General features: G+C 69.1%; 15 protein-coding genes and 1 pseudogene. 6 read left to right on the top strand and 10 right to left on the bottom strand.

Going from position 1 to position 15,623, the window contains the following annotated elements; genetic code table 11:
* Window positions 1–296: 296 nt before the first annotated feature.
* On the top strand, window positions 297–1,931 hold the full coding sequence (gene abc-f, locus RPQ07_RS01120) for a ribosomal protection-like ABC-F family protein (RefSeq protein ID WP_313942053.1): 1,635 nt from the start codon (window positions 297–299) through the stop codon (window positions 1,929–1,931).
* Window positions 1,932–2,480: 549 nt separating this feature from the next.
* Here abc-f and RPQ07_RS01115 read toward each other — a convergent pair.
* Window positions 2,481–3,062, bottom strand: a complete 582-nt coding sequence (locus RPQ07_RS01115) for a TetR/AcrR family transcriptional regulator (RefSeq protein WP_313948742.1) — start codon at window positions 3,060–3,062, stop codon at window positions 2,481–2,483.
* Window positions 3,063–3,158: 96 nt separating this feature from the next.
* Here RPQ07_RS01115 and RPQ07_RS01110 point away from each other — a divergent pair, with 96 nt between their 5' ends.
* The 3 genes from RPQ07_RS01110 to RPQ07_RS01100 all read left to right on the top strand — a co-directional run bounded on the left by RPQ07_RS01110 (window position 3,159) and on the right by RPQ07_RS01100 (window position 5,915).
* On the top strand, window positions 3,159–3,626 hold the full coding sequence (locus RPQ07_RS01110; protein WP_313942052.1) for a VOC family protein: 468 nt from the start codon (window positions 3,159–3,161) through the stop codon (window positions 3,624–3,626).
* 305 nt (window positions 3,627–3,931) lie between these two features.
* Complete coding sequence (locus RPQ07_RS01105) at window positions 3,932–4,585, top strand: DUF6357 family protein (RefSeq protein WP_313942051.1); 654 nt, start codon at window positions 3,932–3,934, stop codon at window positions 4,583–4,585.
* Window positions 4,586–4,658: 73 nt separating this feature from the next.
* Window positions 4,659–5,915 (top strand): DUF6357 family protein, encoded by a 1,257-nt coding sequence (locus tag RPQ07_RS01100; protein ID WP_313948741.1) that lies wholly within the window; start codon window positions 4,659–4,661, stop codon window positions 5,913–5,915.
* Between the two features lie 367 nt (window positions 5,916–6,282).
* Here RPQ07_RS01100 and RPQ07_RS01095 read toward each other — a convergent pair whose 3' ends face one another.
* From RPQ07_RS01095 to RPQ07_RS01060, 7 genes are all read right to left on the bottom strand, one after another.
* Window positions 6,283–7,599 (bottom strand): ice-binding family protein, encoded by a 1,317-nt coding sequence (locus RPQ07_RS01095; RefSeq protein WP_313942050.1) that lies wholly within the window; start codon window positions 7,597–7,599, stop codon window positions 6,283–6,285.
* 338 nt (window positions 7,600–7,937) lie between these two features.
* On the bottom strand, window positions 7,938–8,798 hold the full coding sequence (locus RPQ07_RS01090; RefSeq protein ID WP_313942049.1) for an ABC transporter permease: 861 nt from the start codon (window positions 8,796–8,798) through the stop codon (window positions 7,938–7,940).
* An 11-nt stretch (window positions 8,799–8,809) separates the two neighbouring features.
* Window positions 8,810–9,724 (bottom strand): ABC transporter ATP-binding protein, encoded by a 915-nt coding sequence (locus RPQ07_RS01085; RefSeq protein WP_313942048.1) that lies wholly within the window; start codon window positions 9,722–9,724, stop codon window positions 8,810–8,812.
* Window positions 9,721–10,065, bottom strand: coding sequence for a transcriptional regulator (locus tag RPQ07_RS01080; protein WP_313942047.1), 345 nt, complete (start codon window positions 10,063–10,065; stop codon window positions 9,721–9,723). The genes RPQ07_RS01085 and RPQ07_RS01080 overlap by 4 nt, the downstream gene beginning before the upstream one ends.
* Window positions 10,062–10,574 carry a hypothetical protein gene (locus RPQ07_RS01075; protein WP_313948740.1) on the bottom strand — a complete coding sequence of 171 codons (513 nt, stop codon included), beginning with the start codon at window positions 10,572–10,574 and terminating at the stop codon, window positions 10,062–10,064. The genes RPQ07_RS01080 and RPQ07_RS01075 overlap by 4 nt, the downstream gene beginning before the upstream one ends.
* A 556-nt stretch (window positions 10,575–11,130) precedes the next feature.
* Window positions 11,131–11,799, bottom strand: a complete 669-nt coding sequence (locus tag RPQ07_RS01065) for an NAD(P)-dependent oxidoreductase (RefSeq protein ID WP_313948739.1) — start codon at window positions 11,797–11,799, stop codon at window positions 11,131–11,133.
* A 32-nt stretch (window positions 11,800–11,831) separates the two neighbouring features.
* Window positions 11,832–12,803, bottom strand: a complete 972-nt coding sequence (locus RPQ07_RS01060) for an EamA family transporter (RefSeq protein WP_313942046.1) — start codon at window positions 12,801–12,803, stop codon at window positions 11,832–11,834.
* 78 nt (window positions 12,804–12,881) lie between these two features.
* Here RPQ07_RS01060 and RPQ07_RS01055 point away from each other — a divergent pair, with 78 nt between their 5' ends.
* Complete coding sequence (locus RPQ07_RS01055; RefSeq protein WP_313948738.1) at window positions 12,882–13,769, top strand: LysR family transcriptional regulator; 888 nt, start codon at window positions 12,882–12,884, stop codon at window positions 13,767–13,769.
* A gap of 215 nt (window positions 13,770–13,984) precedes the next feature.
* On the opposite strand, the gene RPQ07_RS01050 is transcribed toward RPQ07_RS01055, so the two are convergent.
* Window positions 13,985–14,368, bottom strand: a complete 384-nt coding sequence (locus RPQ07_RS01050) for a YciI family protein (protein ID WP_313942044.1) — start codon at window positions 14,366–14,368, stop codon at window positions 13,985–13,987.
* A gap of 469 nt (window positions 14,369–14,837) precedes the next feature.
* Here RPQ07_RS01050 and RPQ07_RS01045 point away from each other — a divergent pair, with 469 nt between their 5' ends.
* Entirely contained in the window at window positions 14,838–15,146 is a 309-nt protein-coding gene (locus RPQ07_RS01045) for a phosphate-starvation-inducible PsiE family protein (RefSeq protein ID WP_313942043.1), read from the top strand.
* On the opposite strand, the pseudogene RPQ07_RS37750 reads toward RPQ07_RS01045, so the two are convergent.
* A pseudogene (locus tag RPQ07_RS37750) lies at window positions 15,080–15,436 on the bottom strand (helix-turn-helix domain-containing protein); the annotation flags it as partial. The gene RPQ07_RS01045 and the pseudogene RPQ07_RS37750 overlap by 67 nt on opposite strands.
* Window positions 15,437–15,623 lie beyond the last annotated feature (187 nt).

The following is a 15,623-nucleotide window of genomic DNA, read 5'->3' as shown; positions in this document are numbered from 1 at the left end:
GGCGCAGGGCGGTCGGGGGCCGGCGGTAGGAGCCGTCGTTCGTGATCACGGGGGAGCAGCGACGGGAATGGGAAGCGGGAACGGGTCGTTATGCTGGGTGACATCCGTAGGACGTACATCGAGGAGTCATAGACGTGGTGGGTGACGACGACATCTCCGGGTGAGATCCGGATCTGACGGCCACCGGCCTGCGCTCAGGAGCGCTGCCGAGGTGGTCTGTTTCGTCGTGCCCCTTTCCCACGTCTGCCCAGGGCAGAGATCTACGCGCTGCCCGCTGTATCCCCGAGGTCACTGCCATGTCCGACGCCGCCGTCGTCTTCTCGAACGTCTCGTTCGCCTGGCCCGACGACACCCCTATATTCCACGACCTGTCGTTCAGCATTCCCCCCGGTCGTACGGGCCTGGTAGCGCCCAACGGCTCCGGCAAGAGCACCCTGCTCAAGCTGATCGCCGGTGAGCTGAAGCCCGCCACCGGCTCGGTCTCGGTGAGTGGCATGCTCGGCTACCTCCCGCAGACCCTGCCTCTGACCAGCGACCTCACCGTCGCCGAAGTACTCGGCGTCGCCGCGGTGATCCGCGCCCTGGACGCGGTCGAGTCCGGCGACGTCGATGAAATGAACTTCGCCACCATCGGTGACGACTGGGACATCGAGGAGCGAACCCGCGCTCAACTCGACCGTCTGGGCCTGGCCGGCCTCACCCTGGACCGCAGTCTGAGCACGCTCAGCGGCGGCCAGGTGGTCTCCCTCGGCCTCGCCGCCCAGTTGCTCAAGCGCCCCGACGTCCTCCTGCTCGACGAGCCGACCAACAACCTCGACCGCCAGGCCCGGCACAAGCTCTACGACGTGCTGTCGGACTTCAACGGCTGTCTGCTCCTGGTCAGCCATGACCGCGCACTGCTCGACCGCATGGAACGCATCGCCGAACTCGGCAGCGACGAACTACGCCTGTACGGCGGCAACTTCACCGAGTACGAGGAGGCCATCCGCACCGAGCAGGAAGTCGCCGAGAAGAACGTCCGCAACGCCGCGCAAGAACTGAAGCGGGAGAAGCGGGAGTTGCAGCAGGCCCGCGAGCGCGCCGAACGCCGGGCGAGCAATGCCACCAAGAACCTGAAGAACGCCGGTCTGCCCAAGATTTTCGCCGGCAACATGAAGCGCGGTGCGCAGGAGGCCGCGGGCAGGTCCGGCACGATGCACGCCTCCCGGGTCAGCGACGCCAAGGCCCGCCTCGACGAGGCCGGCAGGGCCCTGCGCGAGGAGCAGCGGCTCACGCTGGAATTGCCCGGCACCCAGGTGCCCTCCGGCCGCAACCTGTTCCTCGGCGAGGGCATGCAGCTCCACCTCGGCGACAAGGAGGTCTTCGCTTCCAGTGGCGTCGACCTGAGCGTCCGGGGCCCTGAGCGCATCGCGTTGACCGGGCCCAACGGCGCCGGTAAAACCACCCTGATGAGGCTGGTCACCGGTGATCTCGTCCCGACGAGCGGGGAGATCAAGCGCAACGACGGGAGAATCGCCTACCTGTCGCAGCGCTTGGACCTGCTGGACCTGGACCGCACCGTGGCGGAGAACTTCGCCGCGTTCGCGCCTGAGCGTCCCGAGGCGGAGCGGATGAACCTGCTCGCCCGGTTCCTCTTCAGGGGCGCGCGGGCCCATCTGCCGGTGGGCGTGCTCTCCGGCGGCGAGCGCCTGCGCGCCACTCTGGCCTGTGTGCTGTGCGCGGACCCCGCCCCGCATCTTCTGCTGCTCGACGAGCCCACCAACAACCTCGACCTGGTCAGCGCGGGCCAGCTGGAGAGCGCGCTCAACTCGTACCAGGGCGCCTTCATGGTGGTCAGCCACGACGAGCGGTTTCTCGCCGAGATCGGGATCAGCCGCTGGCTGCGGCTGGCCGACGGGGAGTTGAAGGAGACGGGGGAACCGGAGGTGTGAGCCGCATACGTGTGACGGGGCCCGTCTCCGAGGCTGCTCGGCCCGATCGGTGCCGTGTCCCTGTCGAGGTCGCCGTGGGCGATTCCGGCACGGGCATGGCCGCGAACCCGGCTGGGGGCGCTCGGACGGCGGGCTGCCGCCTCAGGAGCACTCAGGGCCCCGTCGCGCAGCGCAGCCTTCCTGAGCCAAGGTGCCTCATTGGTGCCGGCGCTCGCGGAGAGCGCTGCTCGCCGCCGCGCATGCGGGACGCTCAACCGAGGACGCCAAGGTTCGCAGGCGTGTTGGTCGGGCCCGCTGTGGGCGGGGGTGTTGCGGTCGAACCGTTCGTGGGCTTGGCGCAAGTACTCGGGCGACAGGTGAGCACTGTTGTCCGGTGTGGGGGCGGGCGACGAGTCGGACCCGGTCGGCGCGGGTGTAGCCATCGACGAGGAGCGCGTTCGGACAAGGACCGTACCCGTGACCGCACTGACGATTGCTTCCGTGCTGTCGCGGGATCGCCTCTTGATTCTTCTCTGCACAACGCGAAAGGCGCATGAGTGTCTTCGCGAGTCAGCCTGGATTGCGCAGCCCTGTCAGGAGTCGGTCGAGGGCTTGCTCAACTGCGTGCGGGTCCCCACCTCGTGCGATCCAGAGCGCGGCCTCGTTCATCGCCCCCGAGAGAAGCCGGGCCAGGGGTTCGACCGGCTGGTCGGCGATGATCCCGGCTGCGGCGAGTGCCTGCAAGGCGTCCGTAAGGTGCCGGGCGGAATAGGCCTCGTCGAAGGCCCGCCACTCGTCCCAGCCGAGCACGGTCGGCGCGTCGACCAGCAGGATCTGTCGCACCGCCGGGTCGGTGCCCGCAGCCAGGAAGGCCCGGCAGCCGGCCCGGAGCTGCTCCCAGAGGTCGTCGTACCCCTGCGCTGCGGTCGCGACCCGCTCGCCCAACTCCTGCTGCACCTCGGCGACGACGGCCCGGAAGAGCCCCGCCTTGCTCTCGAAGTGATGATAGGCGGCCCCCTTGGTGACCCCGGCGGCCCCGGCCACCTCGGCCAGCACCACGTGGTGGTACCCGTCGGCGGCGAACCGGCGCCGTCCTTCGGCAATCAGCGCCTGCCGCGTGAACGCCCGCTGCTCCGACCGGCTGACCGCCATCACGCGCACCGCCCTCTCCATTTCGCGTACCCGAGGTATGCTAACGCCACAGTTCGCATACCCTCGGTATGCGAAGAGATGTGAAGGGCCTCTGCCATGACGAACGAACCCACGACCAGGACCACGCCCAGGACCACGCCCACGACCAAGCTCGGCGGCTTCTACCCGGTGCTCGCCACCCGGGACGTGGCCGCCTCCCGCGACTTCTACACCCGCCACTTCGGTTTCGAGGTCACTTTCGAGGCGGACTGGTACGTGAGTCTGCGGCGTCCCGACGCGCCGCAGTACGAGCTGGCCCTCCTCGACCACGCCCACCCGACCATCCCCGAGGGCCACCGGGTCGCACTCCGGGGCGGCTTGCTGCTGAATTTCGAGGTGGACGACGTGGACGCCGAGCACCAGCGGCTCGTGGCGGAGGGCGACCTGCCCGAGGTACTGCCCCTGCGTACGGAGGAGTTCGGACAACGTCATTTCATCGTCGCCGCCCCCGACGATGTGCTGATCGATGTCATCACCGTCGTTCCGCCCGGCGAGGAGTATGCCGCCCACTACACCGACGACTGATACCTGTGCCGCATCGTGGCGCTCGAGGCCGGGCTGCGGCCTGCTCAAGCGGGCCGGCCGGCGGTGCCTGTCCCCACCGCTGATCCGGCCAGGCGATCGCGCAGGCCGGGCCTTTGGTGGAGGCTGCCATCGCCGTCTACGAGGCGGGCCTGACGGGCCGCGACGGCTGACGGGGTGCGGGGGCATGGAGATCTGCCAGTTCTCCTGGCTGTTTCTCCTGGCTGGTCGTCGGCGATGAACGCCAAGGCCGTCCGCTCTGGTTCGACTACGCTGGCGGAGCTGACACACGTGAACGAAGGACGCATATGGCTCGCCCCTACAACCCCGGACCGAAACAGTTCGTCTTCGCTGTCGGTGATGGCAACGACCAACAGGTCTCCGTGGGCGACCCACAGGAAGCCTATGTAGCCTTCTCTGCGTTCTTCCGAGATCGAGATGCTGACACCTACACCATCAACGATGAACCGGCGGGGCAGAGTTTGGTACTCATGCCCGGGCAAGGTGTGATCTCCCGGATCAAGGATGCGGACCAACCCCGGTCGGAGTACCTCCAGGTCGACAGGGGCAATCGCTACCTTCCGAGCGCGATGCTGTTCTTCGAGAACGGATATGCCGGCCTCGACCGCTTCGGCCAGTGGTTCTCCGACCTCGCCGACCTCGACGCGTCACCGGAGACTCGCGGTGCCGCCCGCGCCGCCACGATCACGACGGAAGCAGCGGCGATCGAGGAAATCGCTCGGATCTGGGCAGATTCGGGCTACGTGGACCCGAGCGACCAGTACTACATCTTCTTCGGCTCGCATGATGTCGACGACGACCGCGCCGAACGAGCCGAACTGCTCCAGTTGATCGAGTTCCTCGGTATCGAACGAGTCGACGCCCCGGCCGAGGCCGCGGGGGGCGAGGTCTGGGTGCGCACCGACCCGCGTCTCGACGCCGAATGCGCACGGTGGTCGTGAACAGAGGGTGCGGGGTGGGGCCGCAACATCGCCGTCATGCCGGGCCGGTGCCGTTCCGGGAAACACTGGGTCCATGAAAGAGACCGTCTTCACGCGCATGAGCGGCTGGATCCCGAACGTGATCCGCGAAGACGGCGAGCTGATGCTTGCTGCCGGGGCCGACGCCAACCACGACCCTCGCACGTTCACGTTCCCGATCAGCGAAGCCCACCTTGCGGTGATCCGGGAGGACCTGGCCAGACACCTGCTGTTGTGGAGTGCGGTCCTTCCGCTGTGCGACGACGCCGGAACCCGGGGCCGGATCGACGAGAACGCTGCCGTGGCGCTCCTGGACCCGATCCTCCTTGCCGCGCCCGCGGACGTCGACGCGCTCTTCCGGCGCATCCGGTGGGACAGAAGCCGACTCATTGCCCACGGGGCCGACACGGGTCTCCTTGAGCGCGGTCAGGTATGCGCGGCGATGTGCGCGGCGACAGAGACGTCGAACGGGAAACGAGCTCAGGAGTACCACGCGGACCGCCGTCGCGCTGAGCGCGGAGCCGTACTCGATCCGCTCGACGCCGCGATTCTGAGGTACACGGGCCAGTATCTGCACGGCGCGACGGTTCCGAGGCGGCTGCCCGATGCCGTCGACCCCGCCCTCCTCCCCGAGGTCATGCGGGTGATCGCCACTGCGGAGCAGGCGTGCGCCGGGATGCGGATCGGCCGCGATCCGCGACGGGGAAAGCGCGCCACGGACAGGCGCGACTGGGATCGGATGAAGACGACGGTCGAAGCGGCCGTGCGCCGTGCACACCCTGAGCTCGTCGATGACGCGGTGCGTACCGTGAGCTTCCTGATGTGCTCGGAGGCCGCGGACCGCTCCAGGAACACACCCATGGAGGATGACGAGGAGGCTGCCGGCCACCGCGCCGACCTCGGCGGGAGTGCGAGGAAGACGGTTCTGTCGTTCACCGACGACAAGGGCGTCGAGAAGAAGTGGCTACGGGACAGTCCCCGCACTGCCGCCGCGGAGTTCTGGGAGTTCGTAGCCGATCGCTCTGCCGCGGACAACGAAGTGTTCACCATCGAGGACGAGGAGATGGGCGAAGGGATCCAGCTCCACTTCTACGCGGACTCCCTTGCCCGGATCACGACGCTGCGCGAGGGCGACGGCAGGTCGGATCCGGAGTACCGGGTCGAGTACAGCCTGGTCGACGGGATTGGCGGGTACCGGAAGCTGGTGAGCGCCTTCGTCCGCGGCGGCTGCGCCGCACTCGAACAACACGGTCCCTGGATGTCGGATGTCGCCGAGTTCGAGCGCGCGCGTCGGCGGCGCGACGCCCGGTAGCCCCGGCGGAGACGACGAAGATGTCGATGTCCGAGGAGGGCGACAGCTCCGCGTCGTCCGGCAGCCCGACGGTTGAGCCGCTGAAGTACGGACCCCGGAAGTCAGCATCGGGTTGGGGATGCTGGGCAACCCACTGGATCGCGGCGGAACGTGCCAGTTCGACCTACACAGTCGAATCTCCTCCCTCCCTGGTGACGTCTGCAAGATCTTCCGTTGGTCCAGGCACTGAGGTTGAGAGGTGCGACGCCTCCTGGCGAAGTGAGTCCCAGGGCGGTCAGCCTGCGCTGCCGTCCTGGGCGGCGGCCCGGGCTTGGCTGATGGCGAGGCGAAGGATTCAGTGCCGGTCTGGATCAGGTGTGTGATTCCTTCACCACGGGCGGGTGATGGTGTTGGTGTCCAGTGTCACGGTGCCGTCGATGGCCAGGGCCTGGCCGTTGACCGTCACCCCGGCGTTCACGGTGATCGATGTCTGGGCCAGGATCCTTCCTGCGAAGTCGGTGTCGGTGCCCAGGGTGGCTGAACTTCCGATCAGCCAGATGACGTTGCGGGCTGTGGCGCCGTTTATGAGCAGCACCTGGCTCGCGGTTGCCGTCGTCAGGGTCGATCCGATTTGGAAGATCCAGTCGGAGTTGCGGTCGCCCTGGGCATCCAGCGTGAGCGTGCCGGTGAGCCCGATGGAAGAGGCGGCGTTGTAGACGCCGGGGGACAGGGTCTGGCCGCCGATGTCTCCGGTGATGCTGTCGTCCGGGGTCTGTCCGACGGCGTCGTTGTATGTCGCGATCAGGTCGGCATGGCCTGCGACGGCGGTGGCGTCCGCGTTGTGGATACTTCCGTCGACCTGGCCGGGCGGGAATCCGGTGATGGACACCCCCGGGCTCACTCCGAGATCTCCGGTGACGATCGAGGGACCGGTGTTGGTGACCGATGCTCCGCCGAGGACCGCGAAGAGTCCCAGATAGGTGTAGGCGTCGGTAGCGGTGGTGGTGCCACCGAGAGTGGTGACGGAGACGTCGGCAGGGCCGAGATCTCCGGCCGGCAGCACGGCGTCGATCTCGGTGTCCGAGGCGACCCGGAAGGAGAGGGCAGGTATGCCGTCGAAGGTGACGCTGGTGGCGTAGGAGAACGCCGTCCCGGTGATGACAACGAGATTGTCGCCGTCCACCGGTCCCGAGTCGAGGGTGACGGCGGTGATGGAAGGCGGGTCGAGATAGGTGTAGGTGACACCGCCGGCGATTCCGCCCCTGGTGGTCACGGTGACCGCTACCGGACCCGCGGCGGCCGCCGCCGGGACGGTCACGGTGAGCTGGCCGTCCGAGTCGACGGTGAACAGGGCGGTCTGCGCACCGAATCTGACCTCGCTCGTGGTGTAGAGGCCGAGACCGGTGAAGATCGCAGTGTTGCCGCCTCCCAGAGGGCCCGCGGGAGGCGGCTCGATCCGGAAGGAGGGCGGCGGCAGGTAATAGAAGGTGCCCACGATTCCGGTTCCGCCGGCGGTTGTGACGGAGACCGGGACGGCGCCGTGGCCGGAGGGGGTGATGGTGTCCGTCGTGGTGTTGCTGACGACCGTGAAGCTCCTAGCCGGGCGGGAGCCGTAGCGCACGGCGGTGGTGCCGGTGAAGTGGTTGCCGGTGAGGGTCACCGCATCGCCTCCGCCGGTGGATCCCTGGTTCGGTGAGACTGGCATAGGGGCTCCCTGAGTCGATCGCCGACGACAGGGGTCTGTCTCGAACCAGCCCCAGCCCCTCCTTCGACGACAGAGTGGTGCGAATACGCTAAGTAGCCCACCGGTGACACCCAGCGTCAATGCCCAAGGCCCCCTATCCGGCCCCCAGCGGAGGCGCGTTCGCTCCTTGGCGTCAAACAGCACTACCGGCGCACTCAACAGCGCCGTCGGCACACCGGTTCCTCCCTCACCGTCCGCGAGCACCTGCGGCACGCGGCTTCCGAACGGGCGCATCCGTCCCCCACCGCAGGCGCCGTGGTGGCCACGGCCACGGCGTAGCCCGGTGGTCGCGAGGCCGCCTACGCGGCCGGCGCGCCGCTCTGTGCCGCCTTGCGGTGGCGGGCGGTCAGCCGCGAGCCGGACTCGCGGCGGGCGGCGCGGCGCAGGAGCGGTACCGCGAGGAGGAACCCGAGGACCGCCCAGGCCGTGAGGACCAGGGCGACCATGGGCAGTTCCCAGGAGCCGGCCGCCTCGGCGGTCCGTGCCGAGTCCGGGAGCAGCGCCGAACGCAGGCCCTGCGCCAGCCACTTGAGCGGAAAGACCGAGGCCACCTGCTGGACCGGCACGGGCAGTGCGGTGATCGGGAACACCGTCCCCGAGGTGAGCAGCAGCCCCATCGTCGGCAGCATGATCAACGCCAGGGCCTCGCGGGGGTTGGGCAGTACGGCGCCTATGGCCGCGCCGAGCGGTACGACGGCGAGCAGCCCGAGTGTGGTGACCCACAGCAGCGTCAGCCAGTCGCCCGGCCCGTGCGGCAGTGGCCCGTCCGCCAGCAGCGCACCGGCGGCCAGGAGGAGCGCCAGGGTGCCGACCGCCAGGACGACCACCAGCAGGCACTTGGCGACGAGGTAGGCCGGTATCCCGCCGGGCGTGGCACGCAGCCGCAGCAGGGTGCCCTCCTCCCGCTCGGTCACGAGGATCTGCGGGAGGCTGATCAGCCCGACCTGGAACAGCAGGTAGGCGGCGAAGCCCGCCAGCACCAGATGAGTCATCGGGGTTCGGGTCCCGGGCACATCGTCGCTGACGTAGGCGGCGACGAGCAGCGCGACGACCACGTTGGTCAGATGGCCGGACATCTCCTTGCCGTTGCGCAGGAGGTGCCGCAGTTCGATTCGACCGCGCTGGAGCCCGGCATGCCAGCTGTTCGTCCTGTTCGTCATGTATGCCCCCCTCATGCGGCCGGTGCCTCCTCGTTCGTGTCCCTGTCCGTGCCGTCGGCCTCCCGGTGCACCATGTGCAGGTAGGTGTCCTCCAGCGTCGGTCGGCGGACCTCCAGGTCGGCGATCGGGCCGTCCGCGTGCCGGTGGAGTTCCCAGACCAGCTGTGAGGGATCCGCTGTGCGTTCGCGGCGGGGCGTCCCGTCGTCGGCCATCCAGCGGACCACGGCCTGGGCGGCGGCTCGCCGGGCCAGTTCCGCGGGTGTGCCACAGGCCCGAATTTCGCCGCCGACCAGCATGGCGATCCGGTCGGCGAGGCGCTCGGCCTCCGCCAGGTCGTGGGTGGTGAGCAGGACGGTGACGCCCTCGTCGCGGGCCAGTTGTTCGACCAGGACGTGGAACTCGTGCCGCGCCTGAGGGTCGAAGCCGGTGGTCGGCTCGTCGAGGAAGAGGAGTTCGGGGCGGCCGACGATGCCGAGCGCGACGTCGAGGCGCCGGCGCTGGCCGCCGGACAGCCGGTCCACCTGCCGGCCGGCCTGGTCGGTGAGGCCGACCAGGGCCAGCAGTTCGGCCGGGTCGCGCGGGTCGGGGTAGTAGGTCGCGAAGTGGGTCAGCAGCTCGGCGACCCGCCAGCGGCGGTGGTCGCGCCAGGACTGCAGGACCAGGCCGATCCGGGCTCGCCAGGCGTCTCCGCCCCGCTCGGGATCCGTACCGAGGACGCTCACCTCCCCGCCGGAGCGTTGCCGGAAGCCTTCCAGGATCTCGACGGTGGTGGTCTTCCCCGCGCCGTTGGGCCCGAGCAGGGCGAAGACCTCGCCACGGTGGATGTCCAGATCGACGCCGCGCAGGACGTCGACCTCGCCGTACGCCATGGTCAGATCGCGTACCCGGATCACGGGCTGGACGTCGGTGCGCCCGAACGTCGTCATCGGCCCGCCTCCGCGCGGGGCTGCTGTTGTGCCGCCCCGGTCGCGGGTCCGGCGCTGTCGACGATGGCCCGGAGTGCCGCCACATGTCCCTCGAAGGCGGTGCGACCGCGGTCCGTCAGCCGTACTTTCGTACGGCGGTTGCGGCCGCCGCCGTCCTTCCGGGTGTCCAGGTATCCGGCCCCCTCCAAGGTGTGCAGCTGCTTGGAGAGCGCGGAGTCGCTGAGCGAGAGGCTGTCGCGGACGAACGCGAAGTCCGCCCACTCGGTGGCGGCGAGCAGCGCGACCACTGACAGTCGCGTGGCGGGGTGGATCAGCTCGTCGAAGCCGGCGGGGGTGCTCATCGGCCGGCCTCCTCGTCGGCCGCCGGTTCGCTGCCGCTCCGCACCGAGTCGGCCGCCCAGCGGTTGGCGGGACCAAGGGAGAGCAGGTACACGGCCACCGCGGCCGTGGCCTGGATGAGGCCGGCGTAGATCGGCTCCAGTGGCTCGGTCAGGTGGTCCGCCAGCACGATCGTCCCGCCGACCAGTACTGCCACCGCACCGAACGAGGCCCACATACGTCCGGGGCAGCGAGTGTGGTGCAGTTGCATCCGGCTCCTGCGGCTCCTCACCACGATCAGCACGGTCAACAGACCGACGTAGGCGGCCACGAACAGTCCGACGCCCCACGGGGGCAGGTCCATGCCGACGCCGGCCAGGAACACCCACATGAGCGCGGCCAGGCCGTAGGTCATACCGCGTCCGCCGGACGCGGAGCGTTCGAACTCGTCGTACACCCGCTCCTGCGGCACTCGGATGCGCTGGAGATCCTTCCATGCCTGTTCGGCATCCACCGGCATGCTCACGGTCATCGCCCTCCCGTCCCCGATTACTTTCCTACTGGGAAAGTTACTCTTGACTTTCCCGATAGGCAAGTCGGAGGTTTGCCGGAACGGGGAGGCGGGAGCGGCGACGGTGACGACGGTCCGGCCACGGTCACCGGCCGCTTGTCCGCGCCGCTCCCACGGCACGAAGCGCACCCGTGGATGCCCGTGGTTCCGGCCCACCGACAGCCGCAGGACCTCCACCCGCGCGAAGACCAGGCCGATCGCGACGGCGGCGGTCGTCGCGATCGCGCCGCCGACCGACGGGCGGTCATCGACCAGGAGATCGGCGTCATCATGGCCCAGCAGTGCTGCGAATCCGCCGTGTCGCTCACCTCGTTGAGGGCGGCTGCGCACAGGCCGTGCCGCACACGCCGGCGGTCACCGACCTGCACGCGTCGGGCAGCGTCCGGCGGATGGCTTCCGCGTAGGTCGTCGATCCGTCACGGCCCACGGCCTCGATCCTCGGAACAGAGCCCAACGTCTTACAGCCCCCTGTACGGCACCTCGACGCTGTCAGCCGCTGAACTGGACAAGGCCCGGCTCACGCCGACGAGTCGTCGTCGCGGTGGGCGACCGTGATGAGGCGTTCGGTGCCGGGGGCCTCGAGTTCGTCGACCACGGCGACGGCCAGGTCCTCGGTGCTGATCCACGACTGACCGTCGGCGCTGGTGAGCAAGGTGTCCGTACCGCGTCGATAGAGGCCGGTCCGTGTGCCGGGCTCGAGCTGGGCCGGCGGGCTCAGGTAGACCCAATCGGCACCGGCATGGGCCTGGCAGGTCCGCAGCTGGGCGATCCCGGCGGCGGCGACTCTCTTGAACTCGGCAGGCACATAGGCGGGGTTGTCGGCGACCAGCAGTTCGCGGTCACCGGGGCTGCGCAAGGCACCGGCGCCGCCGACCACGAAGACGCGGATGCCGAGCTGTGCGGCGGCATCCAGCACGGTACGGGTGGCGCCGACCAAGAACTCCTGGTCGACCGGAATGGTCCGCACGGACAGTACGACGGCGTCCGCGGCTCGGTTGGAGGCGGAGCCGGCAAGGGTCTCGCGTACGGCGGTTGCGTCCTGCGCATCGACCGCGACCGGCGTCACGTTCGGGTGCTCGCTCGCCGGCTTCCGGGACAGGGCAAGCACCTGGTGTCCGCGTGCACCGGCCTCGCTGATCACCCGGCTGCCGACCATGCCGGTGGCGCCGAGCACAGCGATCGTCATGCCCGTCTTCGGCGCATTCTTCTTCATCGCGTTCATCGAGTCCGTTCTCCTTGAATCCGGTCTTCGCGTATTCGATCTACTGCTGTCCTGCTTCGAGCAACACGGCCGAGCAGGTTCGGGGGACGGAGCTGCGCGGCGAGCAAGGCGGCCAGGGCGAGGGCGAAGCCAAGGGTCTGCAGCAGGCTCAGGGACTCGCCGAGCGTGATGCCGATGACGGCCGCGACCAGCGGGGACAGCAGAACCAGCGGTGCGGACGCGCCGACCGGCAGCTTTCCGATCCCGCGGAACCACAGGGCGTACGCGATCAGCCCGCCCACGCTGCCGAGCCACAGGTAGCCGCCGACAGCTCCGGCGTCGATCCGCTGCGGCACTCCCTCGATGGCAAAGGTGAGCGGGAGCAACAACAGCCCGCCGAACGTCAGTTGCCAGCCGGCCAGGGTGAGGGGACCGACCCCTGCGGGACGGCCCCAGCGCTTGGTGAGGACGACCCCAACCGCCATGGCGGCCGTACCGCCGAGCCCGGCGAGCACTCCCACCGTGTCCAGCCGGGCCTCGGGCCCGAGCACGACGAATCCGATGCCGACCACGCCGAGCACACCCCAGGCCCATCGCCAGGCCGTCGGCCGGTCGTGCAGCACAGCGATCGCCACCCCGGCGACCAGCAGCGGCTGGGCGGCGCCGAGCGTCGCTGCGACGCCGCCGGGGAGTCGTTCGGCCGCCAGGAACAACAGAGGGAACAGAGCACCGATGTTGAGTACGCCGAGGACGGCAGCCTTCCACCACCAGTCCCCGCGCGGGAGCACACGGGTGATCGCCAGCGCGAGCAGCCCGGCGGGCAGGGCGCGCATCAGCCCGGCGAACAACGGATGCCCGGGCGGCAGCAGTTCCGTGGTCACGGCGTACGTGGTGCCCCAGGACGCGGGGGCGAGTGCGGTCAGTGCGACGGTCGCCGCCTGCAGCGGGGGCGAAGTCCGCAGCGGGGCCGGTGCGGTCAAGGTAGGCATGCGATGCAGTCTTGGCCCTGCTCACCATGAATCCAAAGCATGCTTGTCATGCCAGCCATGAACCATAACGATGGTTGTGTGGATCTCCAGCAGATGCGGTACGTCGTCGCCGTCGCCGAAACCCGTAACTTCACCCGCGCCGCGGAGCGTTGCTCCGTGGTGCAGTCGGCTCTCAGCCACCGGATAGCGGGGCTGGAACGGGAGCTCGGGGTCAAGCTGTTTGCCCGGTCCAGCCGCCGCACCGAGCTGACCAGCGCTGGAGCGGCGTTTCTCGTCGGCGCGCGCGAGTGTCTGGCCGCCGCCGACCGCGCGGCCGCCGACGCTGCCGCCGCGACCGGAGTAGTACGCGGCCGGCTCGCCGTCGGCATGATCGTGACCTCGGCCGCCGTCGACGTACCCGAGCTGCTGCAGCGGTACCGCTCCCAACACCCGCACGTCCGCGTCGCCCTCCGTGCCGGCGGCAGCGACACACTGGCGGCGGCGATCCGGAACGGCGAACTGGACATCGCCTTCCTCGGCCTGCCGGAAGGCGAGCGGCCATCCGGTGTGGAATCCGTCGTTCTCGATCATGACGAGCATGTGCTGGTGGTGCCGGCCGGCCACCGTCTCGCGGGCACTTCTCGGGTCACGCTGCAGGAGGTCGCCGAGGAGACGTTCGTGGACTTCATGGACGGAACGCCGGGACGGGCCCAGTCCGATCAGGCGTTCGCCGCTGCGGGCCTGGTCCGTGACGTCGCGTACGAGGCCGGAGCCGCGTTGGTGACCCGGCTGATCGCGCGCGGGCTCGGCATTGCGCTGCTGCCGTCGGCGTTCATCCGGCCGCTGGCCGAGGAGGACCCCGAACTGGCGCTGGTCCCGGTGGTCGACGGGCCGCACCGCATCGAATATCTGGCGTGGAGCCGATTCAACCCCAGCCCGGCAACTCGGGCGATGCTCGACGTCCTCGGGGTCGGGCGACAGGTGTAGGCCCCGGAGTCCTCCGCCCCTACGAAGGCCACCCCAGTGACCTTGCCCAGCTCCAGCTCGATAGGCCGGACCTCACGATCTCTGCGATCTGCATCGCGGTGGACCGCGACGCCTCGGTCCGTCTGAGAGCGGCGGTGCCCCCGTGATGAGCCACAGTGGCCGAAGCCGGGCACCGGCCCACAGGCCGCCGGCGCCCGCTCGGGGCTCCGCCCGGTTCAGGCCTGGGTCGGGTCCCCGGGGATCGGGTGCACTTCGACCGGGTCGTTGCTGGGCTTTCCGCCCGCTCCCGGGCACGCCGATGCCCGTGCGGCGATCTCCAGGGCCCGGTCCTCGCTCTTGACGTCGACCACCCAGTATCCGGCCAGGATGGGGCCCGCATGGGCCGGCCCGTCGGTCACCTGAGGCCGCCCGTCGCTTCCAGCCCGCACCGTCTTGACCTGGGAGGGGCCGCCGAGGCCCTGCCCCTCCACCCACTCTCCGGCGGCGGTGAGGTCTTCGTTGAGGGCGTTCATGTGGGCGAACATGGCCTCCATGTCTTCCTTGGAGTACCCCGACATGACGGCGTCCCACTGATCGGCAGGCACGTTCATCTGGATCATGTACTTCACTTTTCCTCACCCTTCCGGGGCGGCTGATGGGCTTCTCGGGCTTGCGGAGAGTTAGACGGCCGGACGTCGCAGAACTCATCGGCGTCCCCGGCCCACTGCTGCGCCTGTGCGCTACGACCAGCGCATCCCGATCGCGGCCGGTGGCTCCATTCCCTCGGGCAGGTGTGGAAGGTTGTCAATGGCGCGATGGCGGCCTGAGAAGCCCGCCCTGCGCACAGCGGCCACCCGACCGGCGGATCATGGCGGCCCCCTCCCGGCGGCGCGTCCATAGATTGCTTGTGTGTCAGCCCCCTTCTCGCAGATTCGAGGAACACGCTGTGCAGCGCCTTCTGCAGACGGTTGAGGACGCCATCCATCTCATCGTCGCGGGCTACTGGTCCTGCTCGCCGGACTGCTGACCATCGGGGTGGTCGACGACGTGGTGGATGCGATCCAGGGGCCGTAGCACGAGGAGACGATCGTGCTCTCCGCGCTGGACAACAGCCTGGTGCTCTTCATCGTGGCCGAGCTGCTGCACACCGTCCGTCTCACCATCAGGAACCAAAGGCTGGACGCCGAACCGTTCCTGGTAGTGGGGCTGATCGCGGGCATCCGCAAGGTACTCATCGTGACGGCCGAGGCGGACAAGCACTTCCGGTGGAACGTGCAGGGGATTGAGTTGCTGGTGCTGATGGGGCTGATCCTCGTGATGGCGACTGCCGTCTACGTGTGGCGGCGCTTGACGCGTCCCGATGACTTTCTCCCTGTGCGGGGCTCACGGACCGCCTGATCGAGAGCACCTGATCGAGAGCAATGGCGGAGACCCCAGTGGCCGAGGGCCCTCAGGCCTTCTGGCCAGCCGTGCCGGCATCCGCTGGCCCACTGAGCTGACGGAAACGGGTGCAGGGCGCGGCATGGTGTCTGGGTTGCTTGCGCCGGAGTACTCACGAGCCTCGACAACGAATGCAGGTTGCGGCTGCTGTCCACGTCCGCGAGGTCCACGCCGCCGATCTTGCGGATCCGCTGGAGCCGGTAGCGCAATGTGCTGCGGTGGATGGCGAGCACCGCGGCCGCCGTGTCGTAGTTTCCGCCTCACTGCGTCGGCTCCACATACGACGGGTACCCGGCGCTCAGCCCAGTGAGGTCGAAGAGGAAGACCGCAGCCAAGAAGACTGCAGGCTGCGAAACGGTGCCCGCGAACAAGCCGGTTTCCCAATGGCCCCGTTGCGCTTGGCTTCTCTGCCGCGCATCGCGGGCATGGTGCGCA

Source organism: Streptomyces sp. AM8-1-1 (assembly GCF_032229325.1).
Taxonomy (GTDB): domain Bacteria; phylum Actinomycetota; class Actinomycetes; order Streptomycetales; family Streptomycetaceae; genus Streptomyces; species Streptomyces achmelvichensis.
Note: the sequence above shows the minus strand (reverse complement) of the source record. Positions and strands in the feature narration are given on the sequence as shown.

Coding starts and splice junctions, on each gene's coding strand:
- RPQ07_RS01090 (WP_313942049.1), bottom strand. CDS start 8,798: ATGACGAACAGGACGAACAGCTGGCATGCCGGGCTCCAGCGCGGTCGA.
- RPQ07_RS01075 (WP_313948740.1), bottom strand. CDS start 10,574: ATGACCGTGAGCATGCCGGTGGATGCCGAACAGGCATGGAAGGATCTC.
- RPQ07_RS01100 (WP_313948741.1), top strand. CDS start 4,659: ATGAAAGAGACCGTCTTCACGCGCATGAGCGGCTGGATCCCGAACGTG.
- abc-f (WP_313942053.1), top strand. CDS start 297: ATGTCCGACGCCGCCGTCGTCTTCTCGAACGTCTCGTTCGCCTGGCCC.
- RPQ07_RS01115 (WP_313948742.1), bottom strand. CDS start 3,062: ATGGCGGTCAGCCGGTCGGAGCAGCGGGCGTTCACGCGGCAGGCGCTG.
- RPQ07_RS01060 (WP_313942046.1), bottom strand. CDS start 12,803: ATGCCTACCTTGACCGCACCGGCCCCGCTGCGGACTTCGCCCCCGCTG.
- RPQ07_RS01065 (WP_313948739.1), bottom strand. CDS start 11,799: ATGACGATCGCTGTGCTCGGCGCCACCGGCATGGTCGGCAGCCGGGTG.
- RPQ07_RS01080 (WP_313942047.1), bottom strand. CDS start 10,065: ATGAGCACCCCCGCCGGCTTCGACGAGCTGATCCACCCCGCCACGCGA.
- RPQ07_RS01050 (WP_313942044.1), bottom strand. CDS start 14,368: ATGATCCAGATGAACGTGCCTGCCGATCAGTGGGACGCCGTCATGTCG.
- RPQ07_RS01095 (WP_313942050.1), bottom strand. CDS start 7,599: ATGCCAGTCTCACCGAACCAGGGATCCACCGGCGGAGGCGATGCGGTG.
- RPQ07_RS01110 (WP_313942052.1), top strand. CDS start 3,159: ATGACGAACGAACCCACGACCAGGACCACGCCCAGGACCACGCCCACG.
- RPQ07_RS01105 (WP_313942051.1), top strand. CDS start 3,932: ATGGCTCGCCCCTACAACCCCGGACCGAAACAGTTCGTCTTCGCTGTC.
- RPQ07_RS01085 (WP_313942048.1), bottom strand. CDS start 9,724: ATGACGACGTTCGGGCGCACCGACGTCCAGCCCGTGATCCGGGTACGC.